Origin of the sequence: Chroococcidiopsis sp. [FACHB-1243], assembly GCF_014696895.1 — a bacterium.
GTDB lineage: Bacteria > Cyanobacteriota > Cyanobacteriia > Cyanobacteriales > Chroococcidiopsidaceae > Chroococcidiopsis.
The window spans coordinates 1-26,132 of the sequence record NZ_JACJQX010000048.1 but is presented as its reverse complement, the minus strand read 5'-3'; the positions used below and the strand labels follow the sequence as shown (position 1 = coordinate 26,132).

The 26,132-nt window shown below is 47.4% G+C and carries 25 protein-coding genes; 9 read left to right on the top strand and 16 right to left on the bottom strand.

Going from position 1 to position 26,132, the window contains the following annotated elements; translation table 11 throughout:
- Positions 1 to 6: 6 nt before the first annotated feature.
- Positions 7 to 1,293, top strand: coding sequence for an ATP-binding protein (locus H6G17_RS26885; protein ID WP_192161633.1), 1,287 nt, complete (start codon positions 7 to 9; stop codon positions 1,291 to 1,293).
- A gap of 265 nt (positions 1,294 to 1,558) precedes the next feature.
- Positions 1,559 to 2,236: a TrkA family potassium uptake protein gene (locus H6G17_RS26880; RefSeq protein ID WP_192161632.1), complete on the top strand. Its 678-nt coding sequence runs from the start codon at positions 1,559 to 1,561 to the stop codon at positions 2,234 to 2,236.
- Positions 2,237 to 2,303: 67 nt separating this feature from the next.
- Here H6G17_RS26880 and H6G17_RS26875 read toward each other — a convergent pair whose 3' ends face one another.
- The 7 genes from H6G17_RS26875 to H6G17_RS26845 all read right to left on the bottom strand — a co-directional run bounded on the left by H6G17_RS26875 (position 2,304) and on the right by H6G17_RS26845 (position 8,598).
- Positions 2,304 to 4,166 (bottom strand): monovalent cation:proton antiporter-2 (CPA2) family protein, encoded by a 1,863-nt coding sequence (locus tag H6G17_RS26875; RefSeq protein ID WP_192161631.1) that lies wholly within the window; start codon positions 4,164 to 4,166, stop codon positions 2,304 to 2,306.
- On the bottom strand, positions 4,156 to 4,794 hold the full coding sequence (locus H6G17_RS26870) for an NAD(P)H-dependent oxidoreductase (protein WP_106218980.1): 639 nt from the start codon (positions 4,792 to 4,794) through the stop codon (positions 4,156 to 4,158). The genes H6G17_RS26875 and H6G17_RS26870 overlap by 11 nt, the downstream gene beginning before the upstream one ends.
- 34 nt (positions 4,795 to 4,828) lie before the next feature.
- Positions 4,829 to 5,209: an ion channel gene (locus H6G17_RS26865; RefSeq protein ID WP_192161630.1), complete on the bottom strand. Its 381-nt coding sequence runs from the start codon at positions 5,207 to 5,209 to the stop codon at positions 4,829 to 4,831.
- A 111-nt stretch (positions 5,210 to 5,320) separates the two neighbouring features.
- A complete protein-coding gene (locus H6G17_RS26860; RefSeq protein WP_106218978.1) occupies positions 5,321 to 5,530 on the bottom strand; it encodes a hypothetical protein in 210 nt (69 codons plus the stop codon).
- Positions 5,531 to 5,853: 323 nt separating this feature from the next.
- Complete coding sequence (locus tag H6G17_RS26855) at positions 5,854 to 6,249, bottom strand: hypothetical protein (RefSeq protein WP_192161629.1); 396 nt, start codon at positions 6,247 to 6,249, stop codon at positions 5,854 to 5,856.
- A 2-nt stretch (positions 6,250 to 6,251) separates the two neighbouring features.
- A complete protein-coding gene (locus tag H6G17_RS26850; protein WP_192161628.1) occupies positions 6,252 to 7,001 on the bottom strand; it encodes an AAA family ATPase in 750 nt (249 codons plus the stop codon).
- Between the two features lie 250 nt (positions 7,002 to 7,251).
- On the bottom strand, positions 7,252 to 8,598 hold the full coding sequence (locus tag H6G17_RS26845) for an IS200/IS605 family accessory protein TnpB-related protein (protein WP_192161627.1): 1,347 nt from the start codon (positions 8,596 to 8,598) through the stop codon (positions 7,252 to 7,254).
- 15 nt (positions 8,599 to 8,613) lie between these two features.
- On the opposite strand from H6G17_RS26845, the gene tnpA reads away from it, so the two are divergent.
- Positions 8,614 to 9,057 carry an IS200/IS605 family transposase gene (gene tnpA, locus H6G17_RS26840; protein WP_192161626.1) on the top strand — a complete coding sequence of 148 codons (444 nt, stop codon included), beginning with the start codon at positions 8,614 to 8,616 and terminating at the stop codon, positions 9,055 to 9,057.
- Between the two features lie 95 nt (positions 9,058 to 9,152).
- The gene (locus tag H6G17_RS32880) at positions 9,153 to 9,668 is read left to right on the top strand and encodes a hypothetical protein (protein ID WP_199317028.1); all 516 of its coding nucleotides are present in this window, start codon (positions 9,153 to 9,155) and stop codon (positions 9,666 to 9,668) included.
- On the opposite strand, the gene H6G17_RS26830 is transcribed toward H6G17_RS32880, so the two are convergent.
- The 4 genes from H6G17_RS26830 to H6G17_RS32875 all read right to left on the bottom strand — a co-directional run bounded on the left by H6G17_RS26830 (position 9,645) and on the right by H6G17_RS32875 (position 12,271).
- Positions 9,645 to 10,127, bottom strand: coding sequence for a hypothetical protein (locus H6G17_RS26830; protein ID WP_192161625.1), 483 nt, complete (start codon positions 10,125 to 10,127; stop codon positions 9,645 to 9,647). The two genes, H6G17_RS32880 and H6G17_RS26830, sit on opposite strands and share 24 nt — an antisense overlap.
- Positions 10,128 to 10,334: 207 nt before the next feature.
- A complete protein-coding gene (locus tag H6G17_RS26825) occupies positions 10,335 to 11,309 on the bottom strand; it encodes a site-specific integrase (protein WP_192161624.1) in 975 nt (324 codons plus the stop codon).
- A 551-nt stretch (positions 11,310 to 11,860) separates the two neighbouring features.
- Positions 11,861 to 12,091, bottom strand: a complete 231-nt coding sequence (locus tag H6G17_RS26820) for a DUF4351 domain-containing protein (protein WP_199317027.1) — start codon at positions 12,089 to 12,091, stop codon at positions 11,861 to 11,863.
- Positions 12,092 to 12,100: 9 nt separating this feature from the next.
- Positions 12,101 to 12,271 carry a hypothetical protein gene (locus H6G17_RS32875; protein WP_199317026.1) on the bottom strand — a complete coding sequence of 57 codons (171 nt, stop codon included), beginning with the start codon at positions 12,269 to 12,271 and terminating at the stop codon, positions 12,101 to 12,103.
- Between the two features lie 169 nt (positions 12,272 to 12,440).
- Here H6G17_RS32875 and H6G17_RS26815 point away from each other — a divergent pair, with 169 nt between their 5' ends.
- Positions 12,441 to 13,037, top strand: a complete 597-nt coding sequence (locus H6G17_RS26815) for a type IV toxin-antitoxin system AbiEi family antitoxin domain-containing protein (RefSeq protein ID WP_192161645.1) — start codon at positions 12,441 to 12,443, stop codon at positions 13,035 to 13,037.
- On the top strand, positions 13,034 to 13,957 hold the full coding sequence (locus H6G17_RS26810; RefSeq protein ID WP_192161623.1) for a nucleotidyl transferase AbiEii/AbiGii toxin family protein: 924 nt from the start codon (positions 13,034 to 13,036) through the stop codon (positions 13,955 to 13,957). Before H6G17_RS26815 ends, H6G17_RS26810 begins: the two co-directional genes overlap by 4 nt.
- 25 nt (positions 13,958 to 13,982) lie before the next feature.
- Here the strand turns inward: H6G17_RS26810 and H6G17_RS26805 are convergent, their stop codons facing one another.
- Complete coding sequence (locus H6G17_RS26805) at positions 13,983 to 17,291, bottom strand: plasmid replication protein, CyRepA1 family (protein WP_192161622.1); 3,309 nt, start codon at positions 17,289 to 17,291, stop codon at positions 13,983 to 13,985.
- Positions 17,292 to 17,794: 503 nt separating this feature from the next.
- Here H6G17_RS26805 and H6G17_RS26800 point away from each other — a divergent pair.
- Positions 17,795 to 19,873, top strand: a complete 2,079-nt coding sequence (locus tag H6G17_RS26800; RefSeq protein ID WP_192161621.1) for a transposase — start codon at positions 17,795 to 17,797, stop codon at positions 19,871 to 19,873.
- Here H6G17_RS26800 and H6G17_RS26795 read toward each other — a convergent pair.
- The 4 genes from H6G17_RS26795 to H6G17_RS26780 form a co-directional block, all read right to left on the bottom strand.
- On the bottom strand, positions 19,870 to 21,999 hold the full coding sequence (locus H6G17_RS26795; protein ID WP_199317025.1) for a helix-turn-helix transcriptional regulator: 2,130 nt from the start codon (positions 21,997 to 21,999) through the stop codon (positions 19,870 to 19,872). The genes H6G17_RS26800 and H6G17_RS26795 overlap by 4 nt on opposite strands.
- Before the next feature lie 217 nt (positions 22,000 to 22,216).
- On the bottom strand, positions 22,217 to 22,981 hold the full coding sequence (locus H6G17_RS26790) for a hypothetical protein (RefSeq protein WP_192161620.1): 765 nt from the start codon (positions 22,979 to 22,981) through the stop codon (positions 22,217 to 22,219).
- Positions 22,978 to 23,709 (bottom strand): hypothetical protein, encoded by a 732-nt coding sequence (locus H6G17_RS26785; protein WP_199317024.1) that lies wholly within the window; start codon positions 23,707 to 23,709, stop codon positions 22,978 to 22,980. The genes H6G17_RS26790 and H6G17_RS26785 overlap by 4 nt, the downstream gene beginning before the upstream one ends.
- The gene (locus H6G17_RS26780) at positions 23,706 to 24,149 is read right to left on the bottom strand and encodes a hypothetical protein (protein ID WP_192161619.1); all 444 of its coding nucleotides are present in this window, start codon (positions 24,147 to 24,149) and stop codon (positions 23,706 to 23,708) included. The genes H6G17_RS26785 and H6G17_RS26780 overlap by 4 nt, the downstream gene beginning before the upstream one ends.
- A gap of 409 nt (positions 24,150 to 24,558) precedes the next feature.
- Between H6G17_RS26780 and H6G17_RS26775 the strand changes: the two genes are divergently transcribed.
- Positions 24,559 to 25,017 (top strand): plasmid mobilization relaxosome protein MobC, encoded by a 459-nt coding sequence (locus tag H6G17_RS26775; protein ID WP_192161618.1) that lies wholly within the window; start codon positions 24,559 to 24,561, stop codon positions 25,015 to 25,017.
- Positions 24,992 to 26,132, top strand: a 1,141-nt coding sequence (locus tag H6G17_RS26770; RefSeq protein ID WP_192161617.1) for a relaxase/mobilization nuclease domain-containing protein, incomplete at its 3' end; no start/stop codon positions are given. The genes H6G17_RS26775 and H6G17_RS26770, both read left to right, overlap by 26 nt.

Genomic DNA, 26,132 nt, shown 5'->3' with positions numbered 1-26,132 from the left:
TGAAAAGTGTTCAACCACAGTCGTCGGAATCTAGCTCGTTGGTTCACCCTTTCAATGGGTAGTATTCTCGTGGTCTTCGCTGGGGTAATTTATTATTTTGAAATTAAAGACAAACTAGATGTTTTAGACCGGCTGCTATATGACAGAACAAGGGTGATGGCAGCTAGCGTGCAATATGAGTGGCGCCAGGGGCACAAACAAGTCGATCTGAGCAATGTACCGCTATTAGGCAGCGGCTCTCACCCCTTGGATAAAAATTTAGTCTACGTTCGGTGGTACAACCCTCAAGGGCAGTCGATTCGATTTTTCGGTACTCCTCCCCCAGAGCAGTTGAATGTATCCCCTGGATTTCTCACGATTAAATCTGTCGATCCGCTATTGGAAGACGAACTCTGGCTTCGTCAAGTCACGTTGCCCGTTGAAGGACGGCACGGGATACTTGGCTATCTTCAAGTTGCTATGCCACTAGCTGAGACTCAAAACAGTCTTAGTCAGTTTCAAGTTGTATTAACTCTTGCTGTACCTGTAGCACTGGGGTTGATCGGACTGACAGGTTGGTTGCTTGGTGGAGCAGCGATGCAGCCGATTCGACAATCCTATCACCAACTTCAACGGTTCACTGCTGATGCTTCCCATGAGTTACGATCGCCGCTCTCTGCCATTCTTACCAATGCCCAAGTTGCGTTAATGATAGCAGCGGACGATTTGCAATACCATCAGCCGTTGGAAAATATTATAGATAGTGCTAAATCGATGGGGACTTTGGTTAACAATTTATTGCTATTAGCTCGTCAACAAGGGCAAATTCTGCCTCAATCTCTCAAGCTGTTAAATCTCAACGATCTGCTGGAGAATTTAGCATCACAATATCTGGAGCGAGCAATGTCCCAAAGCATCAGTCTAACCTATGAGTTGTCCGAGCAACCAATTGAGTTATGGGCTGACCCAGACTTACTGCGGCAAGCAGTAGAAAATTTGCTCGACAATGCCTGTAAATACACTCCTGCTAGTGGAACTGTGCAGTTGCGCTTAGTCCTCCATCCAGGTTGGGCAGTCATCCAGGTCATCGACACTGGTATTGGAATTCCAGAAGCAGATCTACCCTATATCTTCGATCGCTTTTACCGAGTTGACACAGAACGATCGCAAGATAGTGGCGGCTTTGGGTTAGGATTGGCGATCGCTCGACAAATTGTTCAAGCCCATAACGGTCAAATTCATGTAGCAAGTACAGTAGGTAAAGGTTCGAACTTTCAGGTTGAACTACCAATCAAACCCCGAAGCATGGCTTAGACCGCTTGATGAGCTGTTGCTCACTTGCCATCGCTCGTAAAGTGGATCGAAGGCTTCAGTAAAGGTTTGCCGATATTTAAGGTAGAAGCAGCATAGGCTTCCTATACTCGTCTTGCTATGTTTAGGTGAGCACAGACATTGCATTGGCTGCTATAGAAAACTCATCTACTTCTGGTGCGCGCAAACTTACATTTGTTTAAAGTACAATCTAATCGTTTGCTAGCCCTTAAAGTAAAGCAAGGAACAGTAGCATTAGGAAACAACAATGTACGTCCTCATTGGCGGAGCAGGTTTAGTGGGGCTAAGTCTAGCGCAAAGCCTTGTAGAACTAGGGCATACCGTAGCCATTATTGATATCGATCCTATTGCTTGCCGTTATGCCCGCGAACAAGTGGGGGTGATGGCTTTTGAAGGAAGTGCGGTAAATACGGAAGTTTTGTTAGAAGCAGGGATTCGCAAAGCTGATTCTGTAGCGGCTGTCCTTCGCCATGATGCCTTGAATTTGGCAATGGTGACTCTTGCCAAGCACTACGGAGCTTCCCACATTTTGGCACGAATGCGACATCGCGACTTTGCCGAACCGCTACGCCTTGCAGGAGCCAACCATATTGTCAGTACTGTTGACTTGGCAGTTGCCACAATGGTGAATGCGATCGAGTATCCGCAAGTAGAATCGATGATGCATTTTGAGCAAGGGCAGATTGAGGTACTGAAACTTTCCATTCCAGAAAGTTGTTATGTTGCTAATCGTAGCGTTGCCGAAATTGCTCGAGATCCCCGGTTCCCCGCAGGTTCTTTAATTATTGGCTATCAACCCCATCCCCACGAGAATCTGATGATTCCTAACGGTAGTACGGTACTGGAACCCGATTCAACTATGCTGATCGTGACCAAACCAGGGTCTTTACATCAAGTGATTGATTTTGTGGAAGGCTGCAAGTAGTTTTCATGAAACTGGATCTATATTTTTATTTAGCAATTGCAGCGATTGCTCTGACTTGTTGCACGTCTCAGATAGCATCTCTTTGCTGAGCTAGGACATCCCAAGCTCGATCGTCATGGGCGATTTCTCGTTCGTCAGACTGCAAAATTCGCTCCAGATCTTGTGCTAATTGACGAGAGCGTGCCATCAAAGCGGTGTCATCTCCTTCTACAGAAGCCATATCATACAATGCTTCTTCATCATGATGTCTGAAGGTTTGAGCAGCGCGATGTGCTTTATAGGCTCGTAATCCCAATAGCTTCAATGCCTCAACGCCCATATCTAACGCCGACCCAAATGTCTCGCGTTGAATCACATCTACTCCACGGCGAATCAACTCGTAGCAATGGCGACGATCGATCGCCCGCGCTAAAATCTTGAGGTGCGGAAAGTGCTTACGTGCCAAGTCTACAATCTCCAGGATTTGCTCGCGATCGTCGATCGCTACGACCAGAAGTTTAGACTGTGCTGCCCCAGCTGCATATAACAGATCGATCCGAGAGGCATCACCATAAAATACCTTCCAGCCAAAGCGCCGCAATAGCTCAATTTGGGCTGGGTTATACTCTAAAACGGTAATTGGATAGCCATTCGCGAGCAACAACCGTCCGACAATTTGACCAAATCGCCCAAACCCAGCAATGATTACAGAGTTTTCATTGTCTTCAATGTCATCGGCTTCCCGATCGTCTAACTGTAAAAGAAAACGAGGTACGATCAGGCGATCGTAGGCAATCATAAACAGCGGCGATAGCAGCATCGAAAGGGCGACAACGGCAATCAAGCTGCCTGCCAGATTCTCTGAAAGCACGTTGCTCTGTGCTGCAAAAGAAAACAAAACAAACGCAAACTCATCACCTTGTACCAGGGCAAACGCAAACAAGATACTCTGATTCAAATCCAGTTTGAATAGCTTCCCTAGCGCAATTAACACCCCAGATTTAAGGATGGAGACTCCGACAATTAACCCGAAAATCAGCAACGGTTGCCCCAGGATTAAGTTGAAATTGATGCTAGCTCCGACCGAGAGAAAAAATAACCCCAGCAGCAAGCTCTGGAACGGTTCAACGGTACTCATTAACTCATGACGATACTCACTTTCCGCCAGCACCACCCCCGCTACAAACGTTCCCAATGCTGGAGATAATCCAACTGCTTGCATTGCCAGGGTAATTCCCACAACCAGCAGTAGTGCCGTCGCCGTAAAAATCTCGCGCAGGCGAGTAGCCGCAATAAAGCGAAATACCGGACGCATCAAGAATCGCCCACCCACGACAATACCGCCCACCGTACTCATGACCAGTAGAGTTTGTTGCCAGCCTGCCAGTGTATTGCTTGATGTCGCAGTTTGACTCACCGCCTCTCCAGGATTTGTGGTCAGCAGGGGCAACAGTGCCAGGATAGGAATAACGGCAACTGCCTGAAACAACAAGATTGAAAAGGCGGACTGTCCTCCCTCTGTTCTCATGAGTCCCCGTTCAGTCAGGGTTTGTACGCCGATCGCCGTCGAAGAGAGGGGCAGGATCAGCGCGATCGCCAGTGCGGTTTGCCACGACAGTCCCAACAGGATTCCTAGCCCTGACAGGAGGACAACGTTAGCAACCATCTGCAATCCGCCCAATCCCAAGATTGGGACTCGCATCCGCCACAGCAGATCGGGCTGAAGTTGCAAGCCTACTAGAAATAACATCATCACCACGCCAAACTCAGCGAAGCGCATGACATCCTGACCTTCCTGCCCCACTAGACGCAGCCCGAACGGACCGATAACGACTCCAGCAATCAAATATCCCAATACAGAACCCAGTCCCAGTCGTTTGGAAATTGGCACTGTAATGACTGCCGCCGCTAGGTAGACGAAAGCCTGAAAGAATAAGTTTTCATTGGACATGGAGAGGTGTCTCCTGCGTGTCGAGCGCTTGCTCAAGGTAATGATTTAGATGTCGGTGTTGCAGCAGTTGCTCCCAATCAATCGCGTGGTTGCGTAGCATGAGAATCACGGTTTGATAGTCTTTGACATACCTAGAAATTTGGTGAGTCTCCTGTAGTTGGTGGGTTCCGTGAATCACAAACGGTGGTAAGTATTCCATCCCACACAGATGTGCCGTTTGCTCAAAGGGAGCCAGAAGTTCTCGGATTGTGAAGTAATTATGTCCCTGTCGGCAATAAGCCTGCTCGCTCCCTCCAGTGGTAATAGCAGAAAGGAGCTTTTTTCCGCGTAAGGCAGTGCCATTATGACCATAGGCAAAGCCATGTTCCAGCACTAGATCTTGCCATTCTTTGAGGATGGCAGGGCTGCTGTACCAGTAGAAGGGATGTTGAAAAATAATGATGTCATGGGTGACCAGAAGCGCTTGCTCAAACTTCACATCAATATGAAAGTTGGGATAGTGCTCATATAGGTCGCGAATGGTAATGGAGTCCATTCCACGAACGGCTTTAATCAATTGGCGATTGATTCGTGACTTTTCCAGTGCCGGATGAGCAAATAAAATCAAGATACGGTTTGGCTTATCCATTGATTGAATCGAGTGACACGATGGAGTTGGCAATCTAAAAACGATTCAGCAGGTTTTCCAGGCGCGTGCGATTGCTGAGCGAAACTAATTTGTTTAAACTCAGCGTCGCAAAGTGAGCGACAAAGAGAATCTCGACCACAAAATGACTGAGAGCTTCTAAGGTGACAGCGATCCACATTGCTCCCAGCGGTACTTGGGTTCCATACCCAATCCGAAAAAAGGTTTCAATGCTGAAATAAAGAAATGGTAAAAATCTGACTGCTCGTTTACCCTCCCGATCTTGCAGTAATCCCCAGTTCAGTCCATCTATTCCCCAGTAGACGAGCGCAAATAAGATCATCAGTCCGAACGAAAGCAAGACCAATTGCAGGACTGCTGAACCCCAGCGGGATTCAATGGGGTCATCGATCGCCATACCTATCTCCATCTATGGATAAGTTAAACACAATGTCAACCCAAATGATGATTGACTCACGAAGTCCTTCGCGCTTGGGAGCTTTCAGTCCTGTAAAAGGATACCTAAGCTTCAACGCCAATTTGTAAAGCTACTCGCAATTGACAGCACCCCTGCAATCAAGATTGCCTTTTGAACAGGCATAATGCTTTTTTCTGATTTGCGAATTTGGTCTGTCATCCATCCCAGCATCATCAGCACTGCAAATCGGGCAACGAAGCCCGTAAGAGAATTTCTGACTAAATCTAGCGGCAGAACGAATTCCATTGCAATGTCATTCATCTATCTTATTAGCGGTGAAGTACGGCTTCCAAAGAATTTCTTTGAGTCAGAAAGAAGAGTCGATCTTAACCCCTAGAATGGCAGCACTGCGGTTCAATTTGCAACCATTTCCTCTAGCCCGTCTCAATACCCCCAAGCCTCCAAGGCATTGCACCGAGATGTTTGTCAAAATCTGCAAGATGCCTACAAAAGACTTGCTTTTTCATTGCAAATAACGGCTTTTTTAATTCTGATATAGCAAATTTCCAAACCTTGATAGGATAAGGATTTTTAGTCTATCTTGCAGGATTTTACGTCTATCTCGGTACAATGCCACTTTAGATTCAACCTCTACTCCGGCGTTGTCTTTCCTGTAGTCTGGCTACAAGTAGATCGCGGTTTTGAAGCATCTGCTCAAGGAGTTGGGAGATTGCTTCTTCGACGAGCGCCTCTTTGTAAGGTGCATTCGCCTTACCCAGTTCCAATTGCAACTGCAAGTGAAACGTGTCTAGCTGCTCCAATACTGATTGACTCAACTTGAAAGTGGCTTTGCGTAACTTGTTTGCTTGTTGACTTGTTGGATTGTCAGCATCCTGACTTCCTGACTTGTTAAACTGCTGGTTGACTTCCTGACTTGTTGACTGGTCAACAGATTTGACCTCAACAGAATCAAAGTATTCATCGGCTTTGGTCTTTGGCAAGTTAATTCTGTCGCCAGCGCTCCTGCGTTCTTTTGGCATAGCTACGACTCCGCTACCATCTGCTTAACAACTGCTCGATAGGGTTGCACCAGTTTCCATTCCCCGGCGTACAAGTGAATTGGTTCCCCAGCTAAATTAGACTCAGCAAACTTCACGGACTTAGGCACTGGGTCAAAAACTTTAATCCCCTCCAGTTGCTGCTTCAAGGTATTGATTACGTCCTGCGTCATTACCGTGTTTTTTTCTGCCATTGTGGGCAATACACCTAAAATCTTCAGGCGCGGATTCAGCCGTTTTTTGACACTCCCAACCGTTTCTAGTAATGCCTCCAGTCCCTTGAGGGCAAAAAACTGACACTGGACGGGAATCAGGAGAGTATCGGCAGCGGCAAGAGCGTTAACGGTTAGCAATCCTAAACTGGGAGGGCAATCAATCAGGATGTGCTGGAATTTCTCCCTAGCTGGCTCTAGCCTTTCTTTCAGGATGTAGAAGTTTCCCACCTTGCCGAGCAGTTCTGTTTCCCCTTTAGCTAGCGAAATATCAGCAGGCAACAGATTTAGACCGGATTTAGTCGCTACAACTGCATCCAAAATCTCAGCAGTCTCTGTAATGACTTCATAGGTTGTGAGTTGGTTGTCTGTTACTTCCACGCCCAACCCAGTAGTTAAGTTCCCTTGGGGGTCGAGGTCTATGGCAAGGCATGAGAATTGTTGTGCCAGCAATCCCCCCAACGAGATGGTCGAGGTGGTCTTTGCCACTCCTCCCTTTTGATTGGCGATCGCAGTAATCATAAATGTATTCAATTACCCCCTTTAGCTTGCCAGCAAGTTAACTCTTTGACCAGCTAACTTGATAACTTCTTAACAATCTGACAATTTAACAATTTGACACGTCAACCTGTTGGGGTGCCGACAAGCTGACTTGTCAACAAGTTATTTCGATACTCGATTCGGATCGCCACTCGCAAGTTAACTCCGAAAAACTGCATATTGGTAAGTTAAAAGTTGTAGACTTCTTTGTAAGTAAGTCATAGTGAATGCTCTACGCTTCATTGCTTCGCACTCTTAACGTAGCGTCCCTATCCCATAAAGCAGATAGAGTAATCGGCATTCTCGATTTACTTCCAGAACTTTTGCTGGAGAGTAACTGACGACCATTTCTGTACGCCAGCTTTAGCTTATAAGCCCAATATCGGGCTGCAATATTTTGACTGCCGTTAAGGTCGGCATTATATCGTTTCCCGTTTTGGAAAGTAGCTAATGCGTAGTTGTCTTTACTACGCTTGAGTTGACCGGAACCATCATACGCCCAAGAGGACGTGCCGCGAGGATAGACTAGTTCTACCCTGCCACCCACCTCGACAAACTTGTTTTCAGTTAGTTGCACCAGCAGTCGATGCAGCCAGCCGTGAAATCGCTGTTTGAGGGTGGAACGTTTCCTGCCTGCCTTTGGTTTCCAGTCTTTCAGGTTTTCAAACACGATTACAGATGCACCGTGTTGGGATGCAAATTGCACGATCTCCTTAGAGATGTGCTGCGCCATGTTGTGATTGATGCCCCTAGCGCGACGATATAACCCTTTGCAGAAACCTCTGTGCAGTTTCTTGGTTAACCTTGCCTTGTGTCGAATCTGCCCTAATACTTTGTCGCGACGGTCTATGTCTCCCCCTCGATGAAAGAACGCACGAGAGATTACAGTGCCGTCGCTACTAACAATAGTAGCAGTCGCAGTTGTATTGATTCCCACATCTACCGCACACACCACTTCCCCCGACAACTTCTTGGGGTGCAGTTTGAACGGAACGGATAAGTGAGCCTTACCATCTCTGACAATCAGTGACGGCGATAGCCCCTTGCTGTGCGCCAATAAATGACGCTCTCTGACTCGCGTGATTTGAATGTTTATCCAAACCCAATCAGAGCCATTCCATACCTTAATTTGGGCGCTTACAAAACCATTGGAGAACTTGATACACTGCCCTCGATATAAAGCGGGATAGCAGCCCGCTTCTGGGTTAAATCTTGGGGGTAGTGCATCCCTCCGTTTACGGTTCCCAGACTGCCAATCGTAGTAGCGAGTCACAAATGAAGAAACCTGCCCTCCTACAAACTCGATAGCCGCTCGGCGCAGGTAAGACGGGAACTTGTAAAATCGCTTCTGAAAATATTGGTATTTAGGGTTTGGGTTAGAGCTAGTTTTGTGAATTAGCTTTTCAATCGCCGCACAACGACAAGGCGATCCTGCAATCTCCGTCCAGTGACCCATAACCACGTAGGACAGAGCTTTACAGAACGAGCGATACTCGCTAACCGTTGCCTCCAGATAGCTTAATTGCTCTGGAGTCGGATTCAGTTGCCATCGGTCTGTGCGTACAATTGAATTAACCATGAAATCATTATACCAATGAATCAAGATAAAAAATTAAAGTTAAAGTCAAGACATCACATGACTTACAGACTTTGTTATCATTTGATTTTGACTTTGAAGTATCGCAAGGATATCTTGACTGTTGAGATGCAGGATAGGTTGAAGCAAATCATCGCTACTTTGTTAGTAAAGTGGGAGTGCGAACCCATCGAACTTGGAGGTGAGGGCAACCATATCCATGTCCTGTTTGACGGGCATCCTGGCTTGAACCTGGCTAACTTCATCAAAAATATTAAATCCGTCTCTTCTCGTCATATGCGTAAAGAGTACGGCGATTATCTAGAAAAACATCTATGGGGCGGAGAGTTTTGGAATAATGGCTCGACTATTATTTCTGTTGGAGCCAGCGCCAGTATCGATGTGTTAATTTCTTACATTAAGAATCAGGGTAAAGCAGATAAAGATCCTGACCGCCGCTAACTACCGCTTCGTCTTTCAGACAGAAGCGTAGGATGCGCGGCGGAACTTTGCTCAAAATATACTCACATAAAGTAGATGACTGGGGCAGACACCAGATGACACAGGCAGGAGAGACAAAAAGGCAAAATTTCAACGTCACGCCAGAGCAAGAGGCACAGATCGAGTGGCTGCGAGAAGCAATCGGTGCTGCCAGCGCGAAAGAAACTATACTTCGCGCTGTTTCCGTGCTGTCCGCGCTCAAGGAGTACACCCAGAAAGGGTTCAAGGTGGCTTTGCTCAAACCAGACGAGCAAGTGGAATTAGTCATTCCAGGTCTTCAGCCTTCTACAGGGGCGCAGTGGAAGTATTTGGTCGAACGCCCTCACCCTTGGCGGCGACAACTGTACGTGAAAGGTCGGCGGTTACTCGCTTCTACCGTTTGGCAGGATATGCTCGCCAACGAGCTGTCCCTCAATGGGACAGCGGAAAACTTCTCTCTGCCTATTGATGCTGTAGTGGAAATCGTGCGCTATTGCGAAACTAACCAAGAACTGCTGAAGATGGAAGCTGACGAAGAGCGCTGCCGCCTGGAAGAAAAAGGATTGGCATCAATCGGAATTCGGGTGAAATAGTTCCCCCTTCTTGCACCAACTTCTTTGAGCTGGGTCCCTTCTCTTGCTCCAATCCCTAAATTCAGCTTCACTTTTTTGAGCTGCTTCCTCAAGCGTAGCGGCACTCACCCCTAGCCTTCGCGCCAACTGGGTAATGTCTTGGGGAGGTAGTACGGGTGGTGGACCATACTGATAGGGCGCTCTTCTAGCTGGCTTGGATCGCTGACTTGACACGAAAGCCGACTCCAAAACCGCCAAGCGCCTCTCAATCAGGGCTATTTGGGCTTTTAATGGGGCAGTCGCCTCGTCTAATTCAAGGATCGCGACTCCTTCGCTCCCGCTCTCGCCATCGAAGAACTGCTTGACTATCGCAACAATCGCCGCACTTTCGGTGAGTGTTTGGGATTGCATGTACTCGCGCAACTTTTCATGATAAAGGGGTGGCAGGTAGCCTACAACTCTAATATTGTTGGTCGCCATCTAGTATGCTATCTTTGTGCTTGATTCGTGCTACTCCTCCAGCCTACTCTTTTGCGCTTAGTATGCCAAGTCTAGCTTTAAGTGTGCGCTTTACAGCATACCAGGAGCTAGATTTTGGCAGCAGATCTATATATATTGAATGCCACCATCAAGAGGGTGGTCAAAGGTGAATAAGAAATCTCAAGGTTTCCGGCAGTCAGCGTGCAGCTATTGCGTTGTTCGAGAAGAGCGAGGAATTGACAACCTTTCTACCGCCTTTCGCTTTGTCTCCTCGCCTCGGCGATCGTATTTGGCAGTCGTAACTGGCGTTGCATGACCGGCTAATTTCTGCACCGTGACGACATCATTATCATCCAGCAGCTCCGAGCAAAACGTCCGGCGGAAGTCGTGGGGCGAGAAATCTGCCACCCCAGCCTTTTTCCCTCGCCTTTTGACTATCTTCAGCACCGCATCTCCTGACATGTGCCGCAGTTCCACTTTCCCCCCTTTACGCACTGGAGTTATCAGCGCCCCTGGTTGGCGGGAGCGGATCTCAAGCCACTCTTCCACTATGGCGATCGCCTCCGTTGGTAAATAAACCTTTCTGTAGGACTTTCTCTTGCCAGAGCAGATCTCCAGTTCGCCTAGAAGAGGGTTATAGTCTTTCAGTTCTAGCTGCGCCAATTCCTGCCGACGTACCCCACCACCGCGCAGGATAGCCAAGATTGCCGCATCCCTAATACCTATAGTTCTAGCTTCTGACTCGCACGCATCCATCAACAAGGCAATCTCATCTGTAGCAAGAGCGCGACCTTTGAGTTTTTGCGGCGGCGTGTCAATCCGAGGCAAGTCTACAGCACGGGCATAATCCTCATAGCCCATCAACCCCAATCGAGCCGCTTCTTTAAGCACTCGCCGCAAGGCACAAACCATTTTTTTCGCCGTCGCCGGAGCAAACCGCTGCACTAAACTCGCACGAACTGCCGCCGTATGCTGATAGCGCAGCTTAGACCAGTCTAAAGTCAGCGCGTCGCATTCGCCACCAGTCAACATCGCAGCGATCGCGTCCAGGGCATGGCGCATTGTCGCTCTTGACCCTTGACTCAAAGAAGCCAAGTACACCGCTGCCGGATGAAGAGTTGCTGGCACGGGCGCGAGTAACTTCAGTCGGGCAGCATCAGCAGCGCGATCTATTTTGGGCATTTAGTCTTTGGAACATCAATTCTACAGACTAAAATTTATTGTCACATCTCTGGGGCGATCTCGATGTCGGTTTGCACATAAGTTGAAAACTGTTACACATAAGGTGAAAATTTGACACATAAGATGAAAAATATTTGCACATAAGTTGAAATTGCTCCCAACCGGAACGGGACTACATTTACCTGCTCTCAATCGCCCCTGATGTCCTCTCCTACTGCGAGCAGCCCTTCACGATAACTTATTCCTCACAGGTTTTCCCTCACAGGGGAAGCTAAATTGAGATCTATGAGCCGACCATTTTCTTTAAAATGCCTTACTCCCCCTCTCCCTGCTTCATATAGGAATGAGTTATCGCTGTTGGCAATAGGAATGGCAGAATTTTTCATCTATTGGGTAAATCTGTTCGGAAAATTTCACTTTTTGTGCAAATAATTTTCATCTTATGTGCAAATGACGCGGCTGAAAGTGCCTAAATCCGTAGCAGATTTTTCACCTTATGTGCAAACCGACATCGATACACAAACCGCGATCGCGAGGCAATTCCAACCGCGTTATCTCCCCTGCTCTTGCTGCAACCAAGCTGTCAAGTCGGTAGCACTAGCAAAGTCTAACAGTGCCTCACTCAATTCATCTAATTGCTCGATAGACAAGTTTTGAATTTGCGCTTGCAACTGGGGAGGGACAGTTCCAATCCGGCGCGTGAGTTGGCGGATTACAGTGTCCTGCTTTCCTCGTTGCACGCCTTCTCGAATGATTTCTTGGTAAATGGGAGATTCTCGCATCAGCTCTTCTCAAAATTGTCGAATTAAATTCGGCTCGAACCTCGCTCCTTGCCAACGCCTCCACGCACGCTCCTGATGGTGCGCTTGCTCCGGTTCTTCAATCGTATCCACCATTGCCGCGACTTGAATAGCGAATGCTGAAGGATAGTCCGTCTGAGCCTGGGGTTGAGTCGAGCGCACCCTGACTCATCTTTAAGTGATAAAACGTTAGTTAATGTAAATAAATACCTACATAATATCACAAAATCGCGTAGATTTGGTCGAACTATGTGTTATTATGTCGGTAATTGTAAATTATTACCAACAATTTATCACAAAACGCTCGTCAGGAATGCCGATCGATCTGAGTATGTCAAAGACACAGCTCCTACTGGAGCTTGCCCGTGAGGTAGGCGCGATCGCCGCCAAAGATGTAGAGGCAAAAGGAATTCATCGCCAGTATCTCAAGCGTCTCGAACAGCAAGGATTGCTGATTCGTTCTGGACGGGGAATTTATACTTATGCTGACGCTGAGATTACGGAGAAGCATAGCCTGGTTGAGGCGGCTAAACGAGTTCCTCATGGAGTTATTTGTCTGCTCTCTGCACTTAGCTTTCACGAACTGACGACTCAAGCGCCTTTTGAGATTTGGCTGGCAATCGATCAAAAAGCGCGTTCTCCCAAGGAGGCTATTCTGCCTCTGCGAATCGTTTATATGTCCGGTCAAGCACTCGAAGCTGGGATTGAGACACATTCCATTGAAGGAGTGCCAGTGCGAGTGTACTGTCTTGCCAAAACGGTTGCAGACTGCTTTAAGTATCGCAACAAAATAGGTCTTGATGTTGCTCTTGAAGCGCTGCGGTCTTGTTGGCAGCAACGACGCTGCACGATGGACGAACTCTGGCACTATGCCAAGATTTGCCGAGTGCAGAATGTAATCCGCCCTTATCTGGAATCACTTGGATGAATCAAAAGCCGCTTCGTAACGTAGCTAGCTCTATCCGAGCGCGACTACTTCAGCTCTCTAAGCAGCAAGGGGAAGACTTCAATCTCTTGCTAACACGATATGCTTTGGATCGTCTGCTGTATAGGCTAAGTCAATCCGAGTATAAAAGTCGATTCATTATCAAGGGAGCGACACTTTTTAGAGTGTGGCAAGGCGAACCACACAGAGCCACAAAAGATTTAGACTTACTTGGTTATGGAGTAAATGAAATTCCCGAACTGATAGAGCTTTTCAAAACAGTTTGTCAGCAACAATGTTCGGCAGATGGCATGGAGTTTCAGGCAGAAACTATTAGCGGAGAAAAAATTAAAGAAGAGGAAGAATACGAGGGAGTAAGACTCAAAATATTAGGGATGTTAGGGACTGCTAGAATTAATACTCAAATTGACATTGGATTTGGCGATGCAGTTACTCCCGCTCCGCTAGAAGTTGAGTTTCCAACTATTCTAGATTTACCCGCACCGCGTTTGCGAATTTATCCTCGCGAGACAGTCGTTGCTGAAAAATTCCAAGCAATGGTTTCCCTTGGGATCGGAAATAGTCGAGTTAAAGACTTTTACGATCTTTGGTTTCTTTCCCAGAATTTTGAGTTTCAAGGAAGTTTACTAGTTCAAGCTATTAAAGCCACGTTTGAACGGCGGCAGACAGCAATGCCTTCAACCGTACCTTTGGCGCTGACACCAGAATTTGCATTAGATGCGGTTAAACAGCAACAGTGGAAAGGATTTCTCAATAAGGGGCGACTTAGAGCGGAGCAAAAATCATTGAGTGAAGTTATTGCTGCATTAAAGCATTTCCTCATGCCACCTACTCTCGCAGCCGTGCAAGAGCAACCCTTCGAGCAACTTTGGGTTCCATTAGAAGGCTGGCGCTCTTTCTAACACTATCTAGGCAATACCTGAGCGTTTAAGGTAGATCTAGGTGGGGCAGCAAGGTGCGATCGCGTCCTTGCAAGGAGTCGATTAGGGAGCGGATTTTCTGTTTCACCCAATTAGGTACGACTTGCCATAATTGCCGCAACTGTTGTGGAGTCCAAGGAGTGAAGTCTTTTAACTTGTCTACTGCCTCTGTTTGAGCGATCTCACCTAACAACTCGACTCCAGATTGGAGAGCTTGGGGGGTTAGCGGTTCTTGGTTGGGCATCGGGGTTTGCGATCCGGTTGTAACCCCCTCCGTTTTATTTATATAGGGGGGGGTTACAACATCAAGCGAGTCCGTCAATGCTACAGGAGTTGCTGCTAGGGCTGACCGTTTAGCCTGACGCTTTGATAAAATCGACAGCAATTCATCCCAAGCAGTTGCGTCGATCCTGACGCAGCGAGACTGCTCTCTGCCCACGCGCCGCGCCTTGGTCTCGATCCCCAATTGCTCTAATAGCCGCCGGAAAATCCAGATATTTGTGGCGTGTAGGGGATCGTCGGGAATGGAAAAGCCAAAGAACGCCTGCACTTGTCGGCTGCACGCCCTAGCTCTCGCTCCTAAAGGCTCTAGCTCTGCATCCGTCCATTCCCTTCCAGGGACGAGAAATGGCAGCAGTCCGAGTGCATCTCTAGCAAATCGCCGCAGTTCGTAGCAGGGATGGTCGAAAGGTAGTACCCCATGCCCCCACTTGAGTTGACGCTCAAAGGCATCAATGTCGCGTTTGGTTGATAGTTCGGCTCCTGTTAGCAGCACTTCCAATTCTACGATCTGCCCTCGGCGCTTACCACCGTTGTCATAAGCGACTAACTGGGGGGTTACGTTCTCTATACTGTAGAACTCAGCGATTTGGGTTTTCTCAATCGCCAATTGGTCTTCGGGGCTGATAAACTCCTGGCGCTCTAGGGAAGCTAGTTCTGTCTTATTAAGCAATTTAGCATTAGCGACTTTGGAGTAATACTCTTCTTTTACCAAGCTTCTAGCTTCAGCCATTGCGTCTTTGACTGGGGCATTTTTCTCCTGGCACACGACTTCAACCGTATTCCCTTCGTAGCGCAGCCGTTCTAGCAGATTAGCTCGGAGGTTCCACATCGCGGCGTTGGTCTTGGCAGTCAGCTTAGCCCACAAATCTAGGTGGGGGTTGTCGTCCCAATCAAATGCTTCGACCCCAGGAATCATGTCGGGGCTGAGACTAGTGCGGACGATCGAGATTTCTGCTTCCCAACGGGTCTTTAGGGCTTGTTTTAACTGGAACGGGGATTCGCTCTTGCTCACCTTGCTAAAATTCTTGCCAACAGTCGCGCACCAGACGACGCGGGGAATATTAGCCCGCACCCGAATCAAGGCTTGCGCCGCATCTGCATCGGTGACTGTGCCGTAGAACAGCCCGTAAACTTTATCAAAATGCTCTACTTCAATGCTGACTCCCGTTGCCATGCTAGGGGTAGCAATGACAGTATCTACGTCTAGGACTCGCTGGTTGATGTTGCGAATAAAATCTACCTCAGACTCGCCCCCCGACGTGTCGCTGTTGATCAAAACTAGGTTGGCTGTTTTCTCTTGCTCCAGCCTCTCGATGAGATGCTTGAGGGCAAGCGATCCCCGCTTGGCATCGGTGGCAACAAAGATTTTCAATCCTGCCCGAACGTCTGCCAGTAACTCCCCGATAATCGCATCGTCTCTAGCAGCGTCTAGAAAGCGCACCGGATAGCCTGAAGCTTGATAGACATTATGAATCAAGTAGACAGGGCTTGCTGCGCCTCGCAGCGACCGGAGATAGTCTATTCCAATATCTGCTGCATCCGCATCCGCCACAATCACCCAGCTTGCTACCCGAATCAGCCAATGCAATCTGGCGAGGAGGGCGGCGCGTTTGCCGTCTTTGTTGCAGGTGGAGCTGGTGAGTAAATGGCTAAACACCTGCATGAACTCGTCAATCACTAGCACGCAGCCAGCAAACTTCTCTGGGTGAATCGAGAGCAAGCTGTCTACGCACAGCCCCAGGCGCAGGGTGTAGGCCGAGCCAGTGATGAAGTCGCCATTCACCCGATCTACATCGCCTTTGTAGTCTAATCCCATCCGAGCGCAGAGATTACGCATCAGGGCGATGCGGTGTCCGGCAGCGATCGCCTTGGGAGCATCTTGCACTAGGCGGCTGATGAATTTGGTTTTGCCCGTGCCTTTACCGGAGGCAAGGACAATAATGCCGCCGTTGGGGGAGTCTGGAAGGTTTAATCGCTCCTGCCCCGCTATCGCCGTCTGCGGCGGGGCGAATGGGAGTTGCAAGAGCGTTAGTTCTTTCACGTCCAGTTGCAGCCAGGGGGTGTAAGTTAACTCGGCTTGTTTCCTCACTCGCCACAGCCAAGAACCCAAGGGCAAGGCTTGCTGGTAGATAGCGTCAAATGCAGCAGCGCCTTGAGCAACAACAAAGTCATCTACCCCTTTTTCGGGTCCTGGTAGGGAGATGACGTGAATCTCGCAGCCTTTTTGCTCTAGCAGTTTACCTGTTTTGAGGATGGCGAGGTTGACGTTTTTGACGGTTTTGGGTTTGGTGTCGCGATCGAAGCAGAAGTAGAAGCGACGACCAGCTGTAGCGAATAATTCTAATTCGGGAATGAGGGATTCAGCCCAGATTTTCCCCCAATCATCCCGCATCACTCGCCGACCGTTGAAAATTCCAGGTAGGGCGATCGCCACGTATCCCAAACTCAACAGACAGCCTGCTTTCTTCGCTCCTTCAACTAGCACGATCGGAATTTCAGGATGTTCCAGCACCCACTGCCAAAATTCAAAGCTGTCTCTAAATCGAGTGGTTGTACCGTCGTTGACGAATCGATGCAACTGCCCTTCCGTACACGCAGCGGTTACTCCATAGCGAATGGCGATTTCTAGCCACAGGCGGTCTGGAATTTGGAGGAAAAAGGCACGAGTTGGGGTTTTGGGCGGATGCTCGTACTTGATGGGCTTGCCATTGTTGCGGTTGAGCCGAGGGCGATTTGGTTTGAAGCACCCCCACAACATCGGTTGCCAGTTGTCAAGCGGATCTAGACCAGCACACCACCAGCCGCCTCGTTCCGTATGCTCGTACTGCCGGATGAGATGAGAGACTAACCGCCCCGTGTTGGTGCGCTCCAGCTTCTCCGAGTAGCAAAGGTATTCGTAGGGCGTTGTCCCAAGTAGGCTTTTGATATTGTCCCAGATAATTTCATGGGCAACAGCGCTTTGTAACCATTCTTGCCAATGCTTGGGGTTGATGTAGGGCGGCTGGAGTGTGGGATGCGGCTGGTCGTCGAGCATGAAGCAGTTTGTCCCTGGTGTAGAGATACAGGGGCAAATCTTCTCAGATTTTTTTAGCGGCTGTTTTCAAGTGGATTAGTCTTATCAGACTACTTAGAAGTGTTAGCAAGGCTGAAACCCTTAAGGTGTAAAGGTTTCAAAAATGAGTGGTCGGGGGATACTAGAGGTTTGGTCGGGGGATACTAGAGGTTTGGTCGGGGGATACTAGAGTCTTTGTTAGCAAGCTCAAAACCATACAGCGTAAAAGTTTGAGGTCGATTTTTGCAATTATTTTTTTGCTAACAAACTGCTAACAAACTGCTAACAGGCTGCTAACAAAAACTAATCCCTTAGCCAGGGCTGGTATTCCCACATGGGGCTAGTCATGAATTTGTAGTATATTCCCACGAGATGCGCAACCAGCGGATTAGGAAACGCTAAAAACAAGACGTGAACTGGGTTCTACAGTTCACTTTCTGCGCTAAAAAAAGACATCGAGCCATACCTCAAAGAGGCACTCACCGATGTCAGAAAACAATGTTAGCTTTACTGTAGCAGGATTAGAAGTCACGACAACCGAACAATCGAATCCAGCGATTCCAAGCTGGCTATCCGAAGCCTTATTGGTAGGACAATATTGGAATCAGAGTGGGCTGCTAGATCGCTTACAGCAACAAGTTCGAGTCAGGCGTGGGCGGATGGGACGCTATGAGGTCTGTGACTTTGTGCTTTTACTTCTAGCTTATGCAGTCAGTGGCGTGGAAACTTTGAAGTTGTTTTTCGAGCAACTCGAAAGCATCAAATCTGTGCTAATGTCAGTTTGGCAACGAGCAGGATGTCCAGTGGCAGCAACATTGAGTCGTTTTCTAGCTGATGTGGATAAGACGGCTGTAGAACAATTGCGAAGCTTATTTGAAGTAGATTTACTCGCCCATCCAATTGAGATGGGAGCAGCAATGGGATTAAGTGACCGAACGGGAAAGCGATGGGTGGTCTTTGATGTGGATGGAACCGTTAAAGCGACCCGCCATCGCGCTTTGGTGAGTGCACCCACGCACCCGCAGTTGAAGCGGCGCAGTGAGAATGCTTGCGCTCCAGGCTATGGGGGACGCAAACGGGGAGATCGTGTTCGAACTCGAAGTACAGTTGCTTGTGCCCATACCCATGAATGGTTAGGCACGTTTGCAGCGCCAGGCAATGGTACGCCTAAGCTAGATCTCGCTCGTGCTTGTGACTTGATAGAACGCTATCTTCGAGTTCAAGGTCTAACTATTGTACAGGGCATTGTTCGGCTCGATGGACTGTATGGCAGTGCAAGCTATGTCAGTGAGCTGCAGCAATCTAAAATTGCATATATGATTCGCTGTCGGGACTATCATCTCCTCAACGACCCGATAGTAGAAGCCGCCCTGAAACAAGCACCACAGGCAACGATTACCTATCCTGATAGTCCACATCCTCGCGAACTGTTTGACATTCCTTGCCTTGATTCGACACGACGAGGCTACCATGAACCGATGCGATTAGTTGTGGTGCGAATGGAGCGATTTGACACGCGCAAACGTGCAGTCGGGAAATGCCGAGGTAAGTACATACATGAACTCTTCTTGACCTCGCTTCCCATTGAGCAGTTTACAGCAACAGATGTGCTGAATCTCTACAATGGGCGAGGAGGCTTTGAGCAAGTGCTGTCTGAAGAAGATATGGAGCAAGATGGCGACCGCTGGTGTAGTTGGCAGGCGCAAGGACAGAGCTTTTGGCAGATTCTCAATCAATGGGTGTGGAACTGGCGGATTCGAGCAGGAGCCGCACAATCGCCAGAGTTATGTGCCCGTCAAACCGAGTGGTCGCCTGCTTTGTCTGAAATCAGGTCTGAGATCGCTGCGGCTCCAGTCGAAAAGGCTCAACCTGCATTACCTGTTGCTCACCAGAGCGATAGGTCTACTCCTCGCTATGGTGCGATGACCGTGGCAGAGGGTTGGGGAAAAAGTCGTCACAAGTATGGGGGCAAAGACTTCAAAGTCATTGAAGACCAGTTCATCGAATGTCCAGAAGGGCATCGCATGGGACGACGCGAAATTCGCTATACCCGTCGGGGAGATATGCAAATGCTTTTTAGTGTCAATTCACGCATCTGTGCCAGTTGTCCGGTGAAGCATCATTGTTTATCGGATGATTCCAAAGGAACCAATGGCAGACGTATCTCGGTGATGCGAGCCAAGTTGCCTCCAGTTCCGACTGTTGCTTTAGAGCCTGAGATTACGGTGATTGCTCAAGCTCCGATTCAGACCGTGCAAGGCACTCAAGCCTTGATTTGGACGGATGTGCCAGCGACTCAGTTGCGGCGTGAGATTCGGCAGCATCTGAGGCGACATCAAACTCGCATTCAGTCCAGCTATTCAAACACTCGACTCATTCGACCAATCGCTTCTTACTTGACTCGCAGCCAACGCGCTCATCGCCGCTTGTCTTGGGCAGAACGACTCAAACGCAATGCGCTCTCATCCCAAGATTTTCAGGTGTCAGTTCAGCTTTTTGGCATTTCACCTAAGTTGGTCGATTTCCTCAACTGCCTGTCAAAAAAGCGTTCCGAGTCTTCCTAATCCGCTGGTTGCGCATCTCGTGGGCACAGTAGTATTTCCCTAAGCTTGATTTCCATGTCTGAGGATGGGGTACGCTTGCCTTTTTCCCAATAGCCAATCAGTACATCGCTCACCCCCAGCCATCCTGCTAGCTTCCTTTGCGTCCAGCCCTTGGCTTCCCTAGCTTTACGTATTTGGTTGCCCGTTAGCTTGGTTGTCGTCGCTGCTAGTTGTAGCTTCTTCTGGGCTTTGGGTTTTGGCTCTACTTTAGCTGCAAGCAGTTCTGGTATGGGTACTGGAGGATTGATAGTTAACTTGGCTTGAAGCAACCAGTCTATAATTTTCATCTTTCTCCAGTCTTCCGGCTTTGGAGCATTATTTCCACCAGGCTGTAGCCACTCTGGGTAGGATTCATCAAACTGAATCTGCCATCTGAGTTGTAGTAGTAGTTTCAAAGCATTATCCCAGCGTTGCTTCAGGTCATATGCTTTATGCTTGTTACTACGGGCTGCATCAATGACGGTATGGGGCAGCATCGCCTCTAGCAAAGTTGCTACCCGATACTTTCCGATAGCATGAATTCTGCTATCCATCGTTAAGTGGATTGCCAGCCTTAGCGCCAGTTCATCATGGTAGGGATCGATTCTGAGAATATCTTGAGCCAAGTAGCCAAATTGGTACAAAGCTTCTTTAAGTCTGCTGCCAGCCTTGTTCAGGAAACTTTGGAAGATTAAACCTGGCTGCACCGTGATGTAAACCTCTTCCGGTTTTTCTACCTTTCCTTCCAGGTTAAGCTGCCCTCGCGGGTCAATCACAACACTCCACATTCTACCCGTGGGGGTACTGGCATTGATACCACCCTTTTTGTTTCTGCCTTCAACCCAAACAGATTTCACCAGCAAACAGTCTAGAACAAACGCAGCCTTAGCGATCTCGTTTAGCTTTTCATGGACTGGCAAATCCGTCCGTTTATCCCAGCCCAGGTACTTGACTACATCACTAGCCTTGAGACTGAATTTGCCTTCCCAAGGTACGGGTTGATTCATGGTATGAGCTGCAAAAATTAGATGCAGCTTCACCGTATTGAAACCAAACTTGTCTATGATTTGCTCAGCCTGATTCCAGGGAAGTACTGCAATATCACCAGGGCTAGTGATGTAGTGTTCGATGTAATTATTTGGATTGCCCTTGGCTTGATGTTGAAAGCAAGCAAGTCCACTTGCATCTTTACGCCATAGGTCTTTTCTAGTTTGAGCAGTAATTGCGCTGGCGAAAGCAGCGAAAGTAGGGACGGCTAAGGTAGCGTCCGTTAATTTAGACTCTGTAACTGGTATTGACTTTGTAGCATCGTCTAGACTTAACCCAAGAATTTTGTCTAACTCCACCAGAGAAATGTTTGGTAAGTCTAGCCCTTTAATAATCACTTGGACAATTTCATCAGAAAATGTACGTACAAGTGCATTCAGTTGCTCTTCTAAAGAAGATGTAGAGGATTGCTCGTGAATATATTTGTGAAATTTGTCCTGCCAACTCTCAGCACTCATTTCATCAACAGCTTTTTCCCCTAATTCATCTTCCATTTTTTCAGTTGCGGATACTGCTTGATAGCTTAATATACTCTTGGCACAGCTAGTCCAAATATCCGATGTTTCAAAGCGAGATTTAATCGATTCTTCTAAAGAACAAATTACTTCTTCAACTCCTGCTTCATTTAGGTTTAATTTGATGTTTATAGGATTATGCTCTTTATCGAGAATGAGTAAAAAGTGAGGAAGTCCTTTGTCAAACAATTTTCCGTTTTCTAAGCCTAGTTTAAGTAAATGGTCATATACATTCACTAAATGGAAGCAGAGTTGAGTTGCCACCAAACGCAAAAGATTACTTTCTTCACGTACCCATTGTGCGATTTGCTGAACCAGTTTTGGTTTGAGATTTTTTCTAAAATAATTTAGACGAGCGTAAAATTTATCAACTTGTTTAATAATTTGTTCTTTGCTGTTTGTTTTTAATCTTTCAGCGTTAACAATTACAACTTCTCCTGTATCTTGATTGACTACAGGAACATAAGGCGTGGGCTGATAGTAAGGTGTATTTTTCCAGAAACTTGCTGGGTCATACTCAAAAACGTCATCATTTTTGTCGTCCATGACTTTAATACACTCCTGAAAGTCCTACACGCGGCAATAAGAGCAGCTTAGTTAACAAAATTTTAGACTTTATCAACCTTTTTGGGGTGGGAGTCAGTTCGTTAGAATCAAAGTTGGGATAGGAAATATTTCGACTTTACACGCCTTATGCTACCCATTTTCTCCAGCTATCACTATCTAAGAATAGCACCGTAGCGTTAGTCCATTCAGTGGAAAACTAACGAGTTGGATCTGTCCTTAATTTTTTCTCTACTCGCTGAAGCTTTGTATTTGCCCAACCAGTACGCTCCCAAATTTCTTGAAGATATGCCATAGTGTCAGCGGGGGTACGAGCCGGAAATATTGCTGAGCCAATCCAAGATAGGATAAAAAATAGAATCAAGAAAACTAAGGCAGTTTGACCAGCTTTTCGCCAGCTGTTATAGTTCCAGCCCTCTTCCTCTATCTGGCTGATTATTTTCTGATTCTCTAGGCTTAACAGTCGGGTTTCTATACCGCTCTGATTCTTGTCGAGCTGCTCTAACTTGGTCGGGATACTGCTCAAAACTTGCCTCAAGGACAAGATTTCTGCCTTCAACCCTTTCAGCTCTACGTTCCCTATTTGCGGCGAGGATTTGGGCATATTCTGTAACTGATTCTTCAAGAGCGCTAATTCTCGAAGCAAGTTCTCGCTGTGAAGCTCCGACTGCTGCTTGGAGTTCTCGGAGTTCTTCAACTCCTGAGTCAACAGCTCTATTACTGCTGTCTGTTTGGTTATCAGTTGAGTCTGAATTAAATTCGTTTGCGCCCATGCTTTTAACTCCGCTCTGTCTTGCGATCGCTCAGCTTTTTGATTGATTTCTAACTCATTAACTTTTTTGTATAATCTGCCCAGTGCTTCTTTTATTTCTCCGATTCCACCAGAAGTCAGTAAGAATTCACTTTCATCGCTCGAATTCGTCGTCGGTGGTGACGGGTTGCTTTGACCGTTAGTTTCACTCATTTTGCTCTCGAAGTTTTGATTTTCAGCCCCAGATATTCTGCCGCTTTTTCTAGTTCTGGCTTAGCTTGGTCTAAGAAGCCACTCACTAATAGATAATCCCCATAGGGAAAGCCATTCTCTTCCGTAGCCGCCGAATAGGGTAGCCCCTGCTCAATCAGGGTATCAAAAGTGGAATACTCTAGCTCCGGCATTTCAATCTCTATGCCCTTTAATTCCGTCACCGCCATCTTAGTTTTGCTATCATCCCAGCGCCGAAATCCTAACCCTTTATCCCAGCAAAGATTTTTCACGACTACATAATCAACAGAATCGCCACAGAACTCGACCATAGCGCGAAGCGAATTTATTACTGGATAATCCAGGTTAAGCACCGTGACTAAAGTGACCCGATAGCCTAAATCTGCTGCAATTTTGAACAGACCAAACCTTTTAATAATTTCCCTGGTCTTGTTGCCGACTGCTCCTGGCATATCCATGACAACTACATCGGGAGATTCGGTTTTCACTTCGGTGAAGAAGCGCTTGGCTTCAGCCACTTCCAGAAAATTAAGCAGCCTGACTCCAGTGCCAAACTCTTTATAGTATTCGTACAAATTTGGATTTTCTGTATCCGCATCGTAAGCTAAATAATTAACGGATAAGGATACTAAATGATCTAGTAAAAGTCGCAAAAAGGCAGTCTTACCAGTGCCACCCTTACCCCCAAGAATCATGACTATACGTTTCAAATGTTCCTCCTATCAGTGATGTTAAATTTCGATTTAGCACTAACCTTAGACTTGGGTAGGTCATCTGGCTCCTCCAGCTCGTGCAGCTCTGCTTCTAGGATCTCTGGTTGGAGTTGAGTTTCCTCAGATGATGCAGATTGTGGCGATGGCTCTGGCGGTGATTGATTCGAGTCAGACGGTGCGGATTGTGGCGGATTTTTTTGGCTCTTCTTGTGATAGCTTTTGATCCCACTAGCTGCCAGTTCTACCCCATGCTCGGCAAACACTGCCGCGATATCTTCATAAGAGTACCCAGCATCTAACATCTCTTGAATTGGTATAACAAGACTTCGTACTAGCTCCTCAATGGTGACGGTGATAGGAGTCGCGGCTTTAGCTTTCAAACTAGCAGCAATTTCGGGAATCTTATTTTTACTAATAGCCTTGGGCTTTCTCGGCATATAATAGCTTTCAAAGGGTCGGTAAATTTATCCTACAATTTTTTCTTTTTTCCAAAAAGCATTTCCTGCTGTGATAACAATAAGATTAATGTAGATGTATCCTATTTACAGCTACTAGTCCGACAATAGGTTCCACATCCCCACTTGACAATGGGCAAAAGTACCCCTTGTGACCAAATCACAGTTATACTGCGAACAGCCACAATTCCCCGATCTGCCCTAGAGCTTGACTGTAGGTATCCACACCCCGTCCTCCACTCCATCCCCCTATCGACTCCGGCTCCTCGCAGAGGCAAGCAATACGCCGTAACGCGCTAACGCGCTCTCATTCGTAAACGAATGACGGCGTGATTGCTTGTTGGGGGTGTCCCCCAAACCCCCTGTTCTCGCGTCAGTTAATTAGAGATTTATGTCTACAGAACCGCGTAGTCAATTAAGCAATCATTTAGCCGACGTGCTAAAGCATCGCTCAGTTATTCCTGATGAAAAGCGAAAAATATCCATCACTTTTAGAGTGAGCGCGGCAGAGAAGCAACGGCTAGAACAGCGGTGTAGCGGAGTGGTGGCTAGCGACTACATTAGAGCCAGATTATTTGACCATCCCTTGCCACAATCTAAGTTGGTTATCCCAGAAGTTAATCGGCAAGTTATCTATGAACTAAAGAAGATCGGCAACAACCTAAACCAGCAGACCAGAGCAATCAACGAAGCTGTGAAAATTGGTAGCCAGCCGTTAAACAGTTCGGTCAAATGCTACTTGGAAACAATAGAAGAATTGGCAGCACTTTTAGAACAAACTCGTGCTTCGCTTACCCAGGCTATCCCAGCAGAGGGGCAGAGGGATGATTGCAAAGACCAAAGCGAATAAATCTTTTCGCGGTACTACCAAGTACGTGCTGGAGAAGGAGAAAGCCAAAATTATTGGTGGGAATATGTATGGTTCTACCACAGACGAATTGGTGGAGCAGTTTACATTGTCAGCTCATCTTAACCCCCAACTCAAAAACCCCTGCTACCACTTAATGCTGTCCGCGCCAAAGACGGATGGTGCGATCTGCGATGAAAAATTAGCCGAAATATCCGAGCGTCACTTTGCCACTGTAGTTGTGCTATCTCGGCTAGAGGGCGATGAAGCCAAGGTAAAACAGCCAGAAAAAAGGATAGCCGATGCCAAGCTAAATCAGTTAGTCGAACGGTTCATAGCAGAAGAACTACCAGCTTATGATTTTTTCATAGCACGGCACGAAGATAAGGAACACGACCACACCCATATTGTTGCCTCCAGAGTCAATAATTTGAATGGATTATCTATCCGCACCTGGAACAATTACGCGCATTCCGAACACTCTGCCCGACTGCTAGAGCGGGAATTTAATCTGACCCAAGTACAAAGCAGTTGGGAGAGCAAGCAGAAAGCCATGTCTCGCAATCAACGAGAACGTATAGAGCGGGATGGACTTCCAGGTGAAGAAATCATGCGGCGTGCGATTGATGCTATTGCAGCAGATCGCCTCACATTGCCGGAACTAATTAGCAGACTATGGCAAGAGCATCAGATCGTGGCAGAGGTGAGCTATTACAGCCACGGTGGGGTAAGAGGTATCAAGTATGGCATTGATATCGGACAGATAAACTCGGATGGTTCCCCCCGTTTGCTATGGAAACAGGGAAATAATCTCAATAAATATAAGTATTCATTTAAGAAAATACAAGCAGAATTAGGGGTGAGTTACGAGCCAGAACGTGATGACAAGCTGATTAAAACTCTCAATGAAATGATACAGCTTCACCCAATCGAGCAAGATAGAGAGCAGAATTTATCCACCCCAGCATCCAAACTTACAAACACTCTATTCTTGACTGCCCCAGAGCCAGAAGCCGAGCAGCCACGCCAGCCTCAATCAAAGCATTTGGCGGCAATGTATGAAGCATTCAGCCGTGGACTTGAAAATTTATTACCGACCGACCGAGACAAAGAGATTG

Excerpts from the sequence above, each read along its gene's own strand:
- H6G17_RS26825 (WP_192161624.1), bottom strand. The coding sequence starts at position 11,309 with ATGCCCAAAATAGATCGCGCTGCTGATGCTGCCCGACTGAAGTTACTC.
- H6G17_RS26880 (WP_192161632.1), top strand. The coding sequence starts at position 1,559 with ATGTACGTCCTCATTGGCGGAGCAGGTTTAGTGGGGCTAAGTCTAGCG.
- H6G17_RS26810 (WP_192161623.1), top strand. The coding sequence starts at position 13,034 with ATGAATCAAAAGCCGCTTCGTAACGTAGCTAGCTCTATCCGAGCGCGA.
- H6G17_RS26870 (WP_106218980.1), bottom strand. The coding sequence starts at position 4,794 with ATGGATAAGCCAAACCGTATCTTGATTTTATTTGCTCATCCGGCACTG.
- H6G17_RS26790 (WP_192161620.1), bottom strand. The coding sequence starts at position 22,981 with ATGAGTGAAACTAACGGTCAAAGCAACCCGTCACCACCGACGACGAAT.
- H6G17_RS26815 (WP_192161645.1), top strand. The coding sequence starts at position 12,441 with ATGTCAAAGACACAGCTCCTACTGGAGCTTGCCCGTGAGGTAGGCGCG.
- H6G17_RS26855 (WP_192161629.1), bottom strand. The coding sequence starts at position 6,249 with ATGCCAAAAGAACGCAGGAGCGCTGGCGACAGAATTAACTTGCCAAAG.
- H6G17_RS26860 (WP_106218978.1), bottom strand. The coding sequence starts at position 5,530 with ATGAATGACATTGCAATGGAATTCGTTCTGCCGCTAGATTTAGTCAGA.
- H6G17_RS26845 (WP_192161627.1), bottom strand. The coding sequence starts at position 8,598 with ATGGTTAATTCAATTGTACGCACAGACCGATGGCAACTGAATCCGACT.
- tnpA (WP_192161626.1), top strand. The coding sequence starts at position 8,614 with ATGAATCAAGATAAAAAATTAAAGTTAAAGTCAAGACATCACATGACT.
- H6G17_RS26875 (WP_192161631.1), bottom strand. The coding sequence starts at position 4,166 with ATGTCCAATGAAAACTTATTCTTTCAGGCTTTCGTCTACCTAGCGGCG.
- H6G17_RS26850 (WP_192161628.1), bottom strand. The coding sequence starts at position 7,001 with ATGATTACTGCGATCGCCAATCAAAAGGGAGGAGTGGCAAAGACCACC.
- H6G17_RS26780 (WP_192161619.1), bottom strand. The coding sequence starts at position 24,149 with ATGCCGAGAAAGCCCAAGGCTATTAGTAAAAATAAGATTCCCGAAATT.
- H6G17_RS26795 (WP_199317025.1), bottom strand. The coding sequence starts at position 21,999 with ATGGACGACAAAAATGATGACGTTTTTGAGTATGACCCAGCAAGTTTC.
- H6G17_RS26775 (WP_192161618.1), top strand. The coding sequence starts at position 24,559 with ATGTCTACAGAACCGCGTAGTCAATTAAGCAATCATTTAGCCGACGTG.
- H6G17_RS26830 (WP_192161625.1), bottom strand. The coding sequence starts at position 10,127 with ATGGCGACCAACAATATTAGAGTTGTAGGCTACCTGCCACCCCTTTAT.
- H6G17_RS32880 (WP_199317028.1), top strand. The coding sequence starts at position 9,153 with ATGACACAGGCAGGAGAGACAAAAAGGCAAAATTTCAACGTCACGCCA.
- H6G17_RS26865 (WP_192161630.1), bottom strand. The coding sequence starts at position 5,209 with ATGGCGATCGATGACCCCATTGAATCCCGCTGGGGTTCAGCAGTCCTG.
- H6G17_RS26800 (WP_192161621.1), top strand. The coding sequence starts at position 17,795 with ATGTCAGAAAACAATGTTAGCTTTACTGTAGCAGGATTAGAAGTCACG.
- H6G17_RS26820 (WP_199317027.1), bottom strand. The coding sequence starts at position 12,091 with ATGCGAGAATCTCCCATTTACCAAGAAATCATTCGAGAAGGCGTGCAA.
- H6G17_RS26805 (WP_192161622.1), bottom strand. The coding sequence starts at position 17,291 with ATGCTCGACGACCAGCCGCATCCCACACTCCAGCCGCCCTACATCAAC.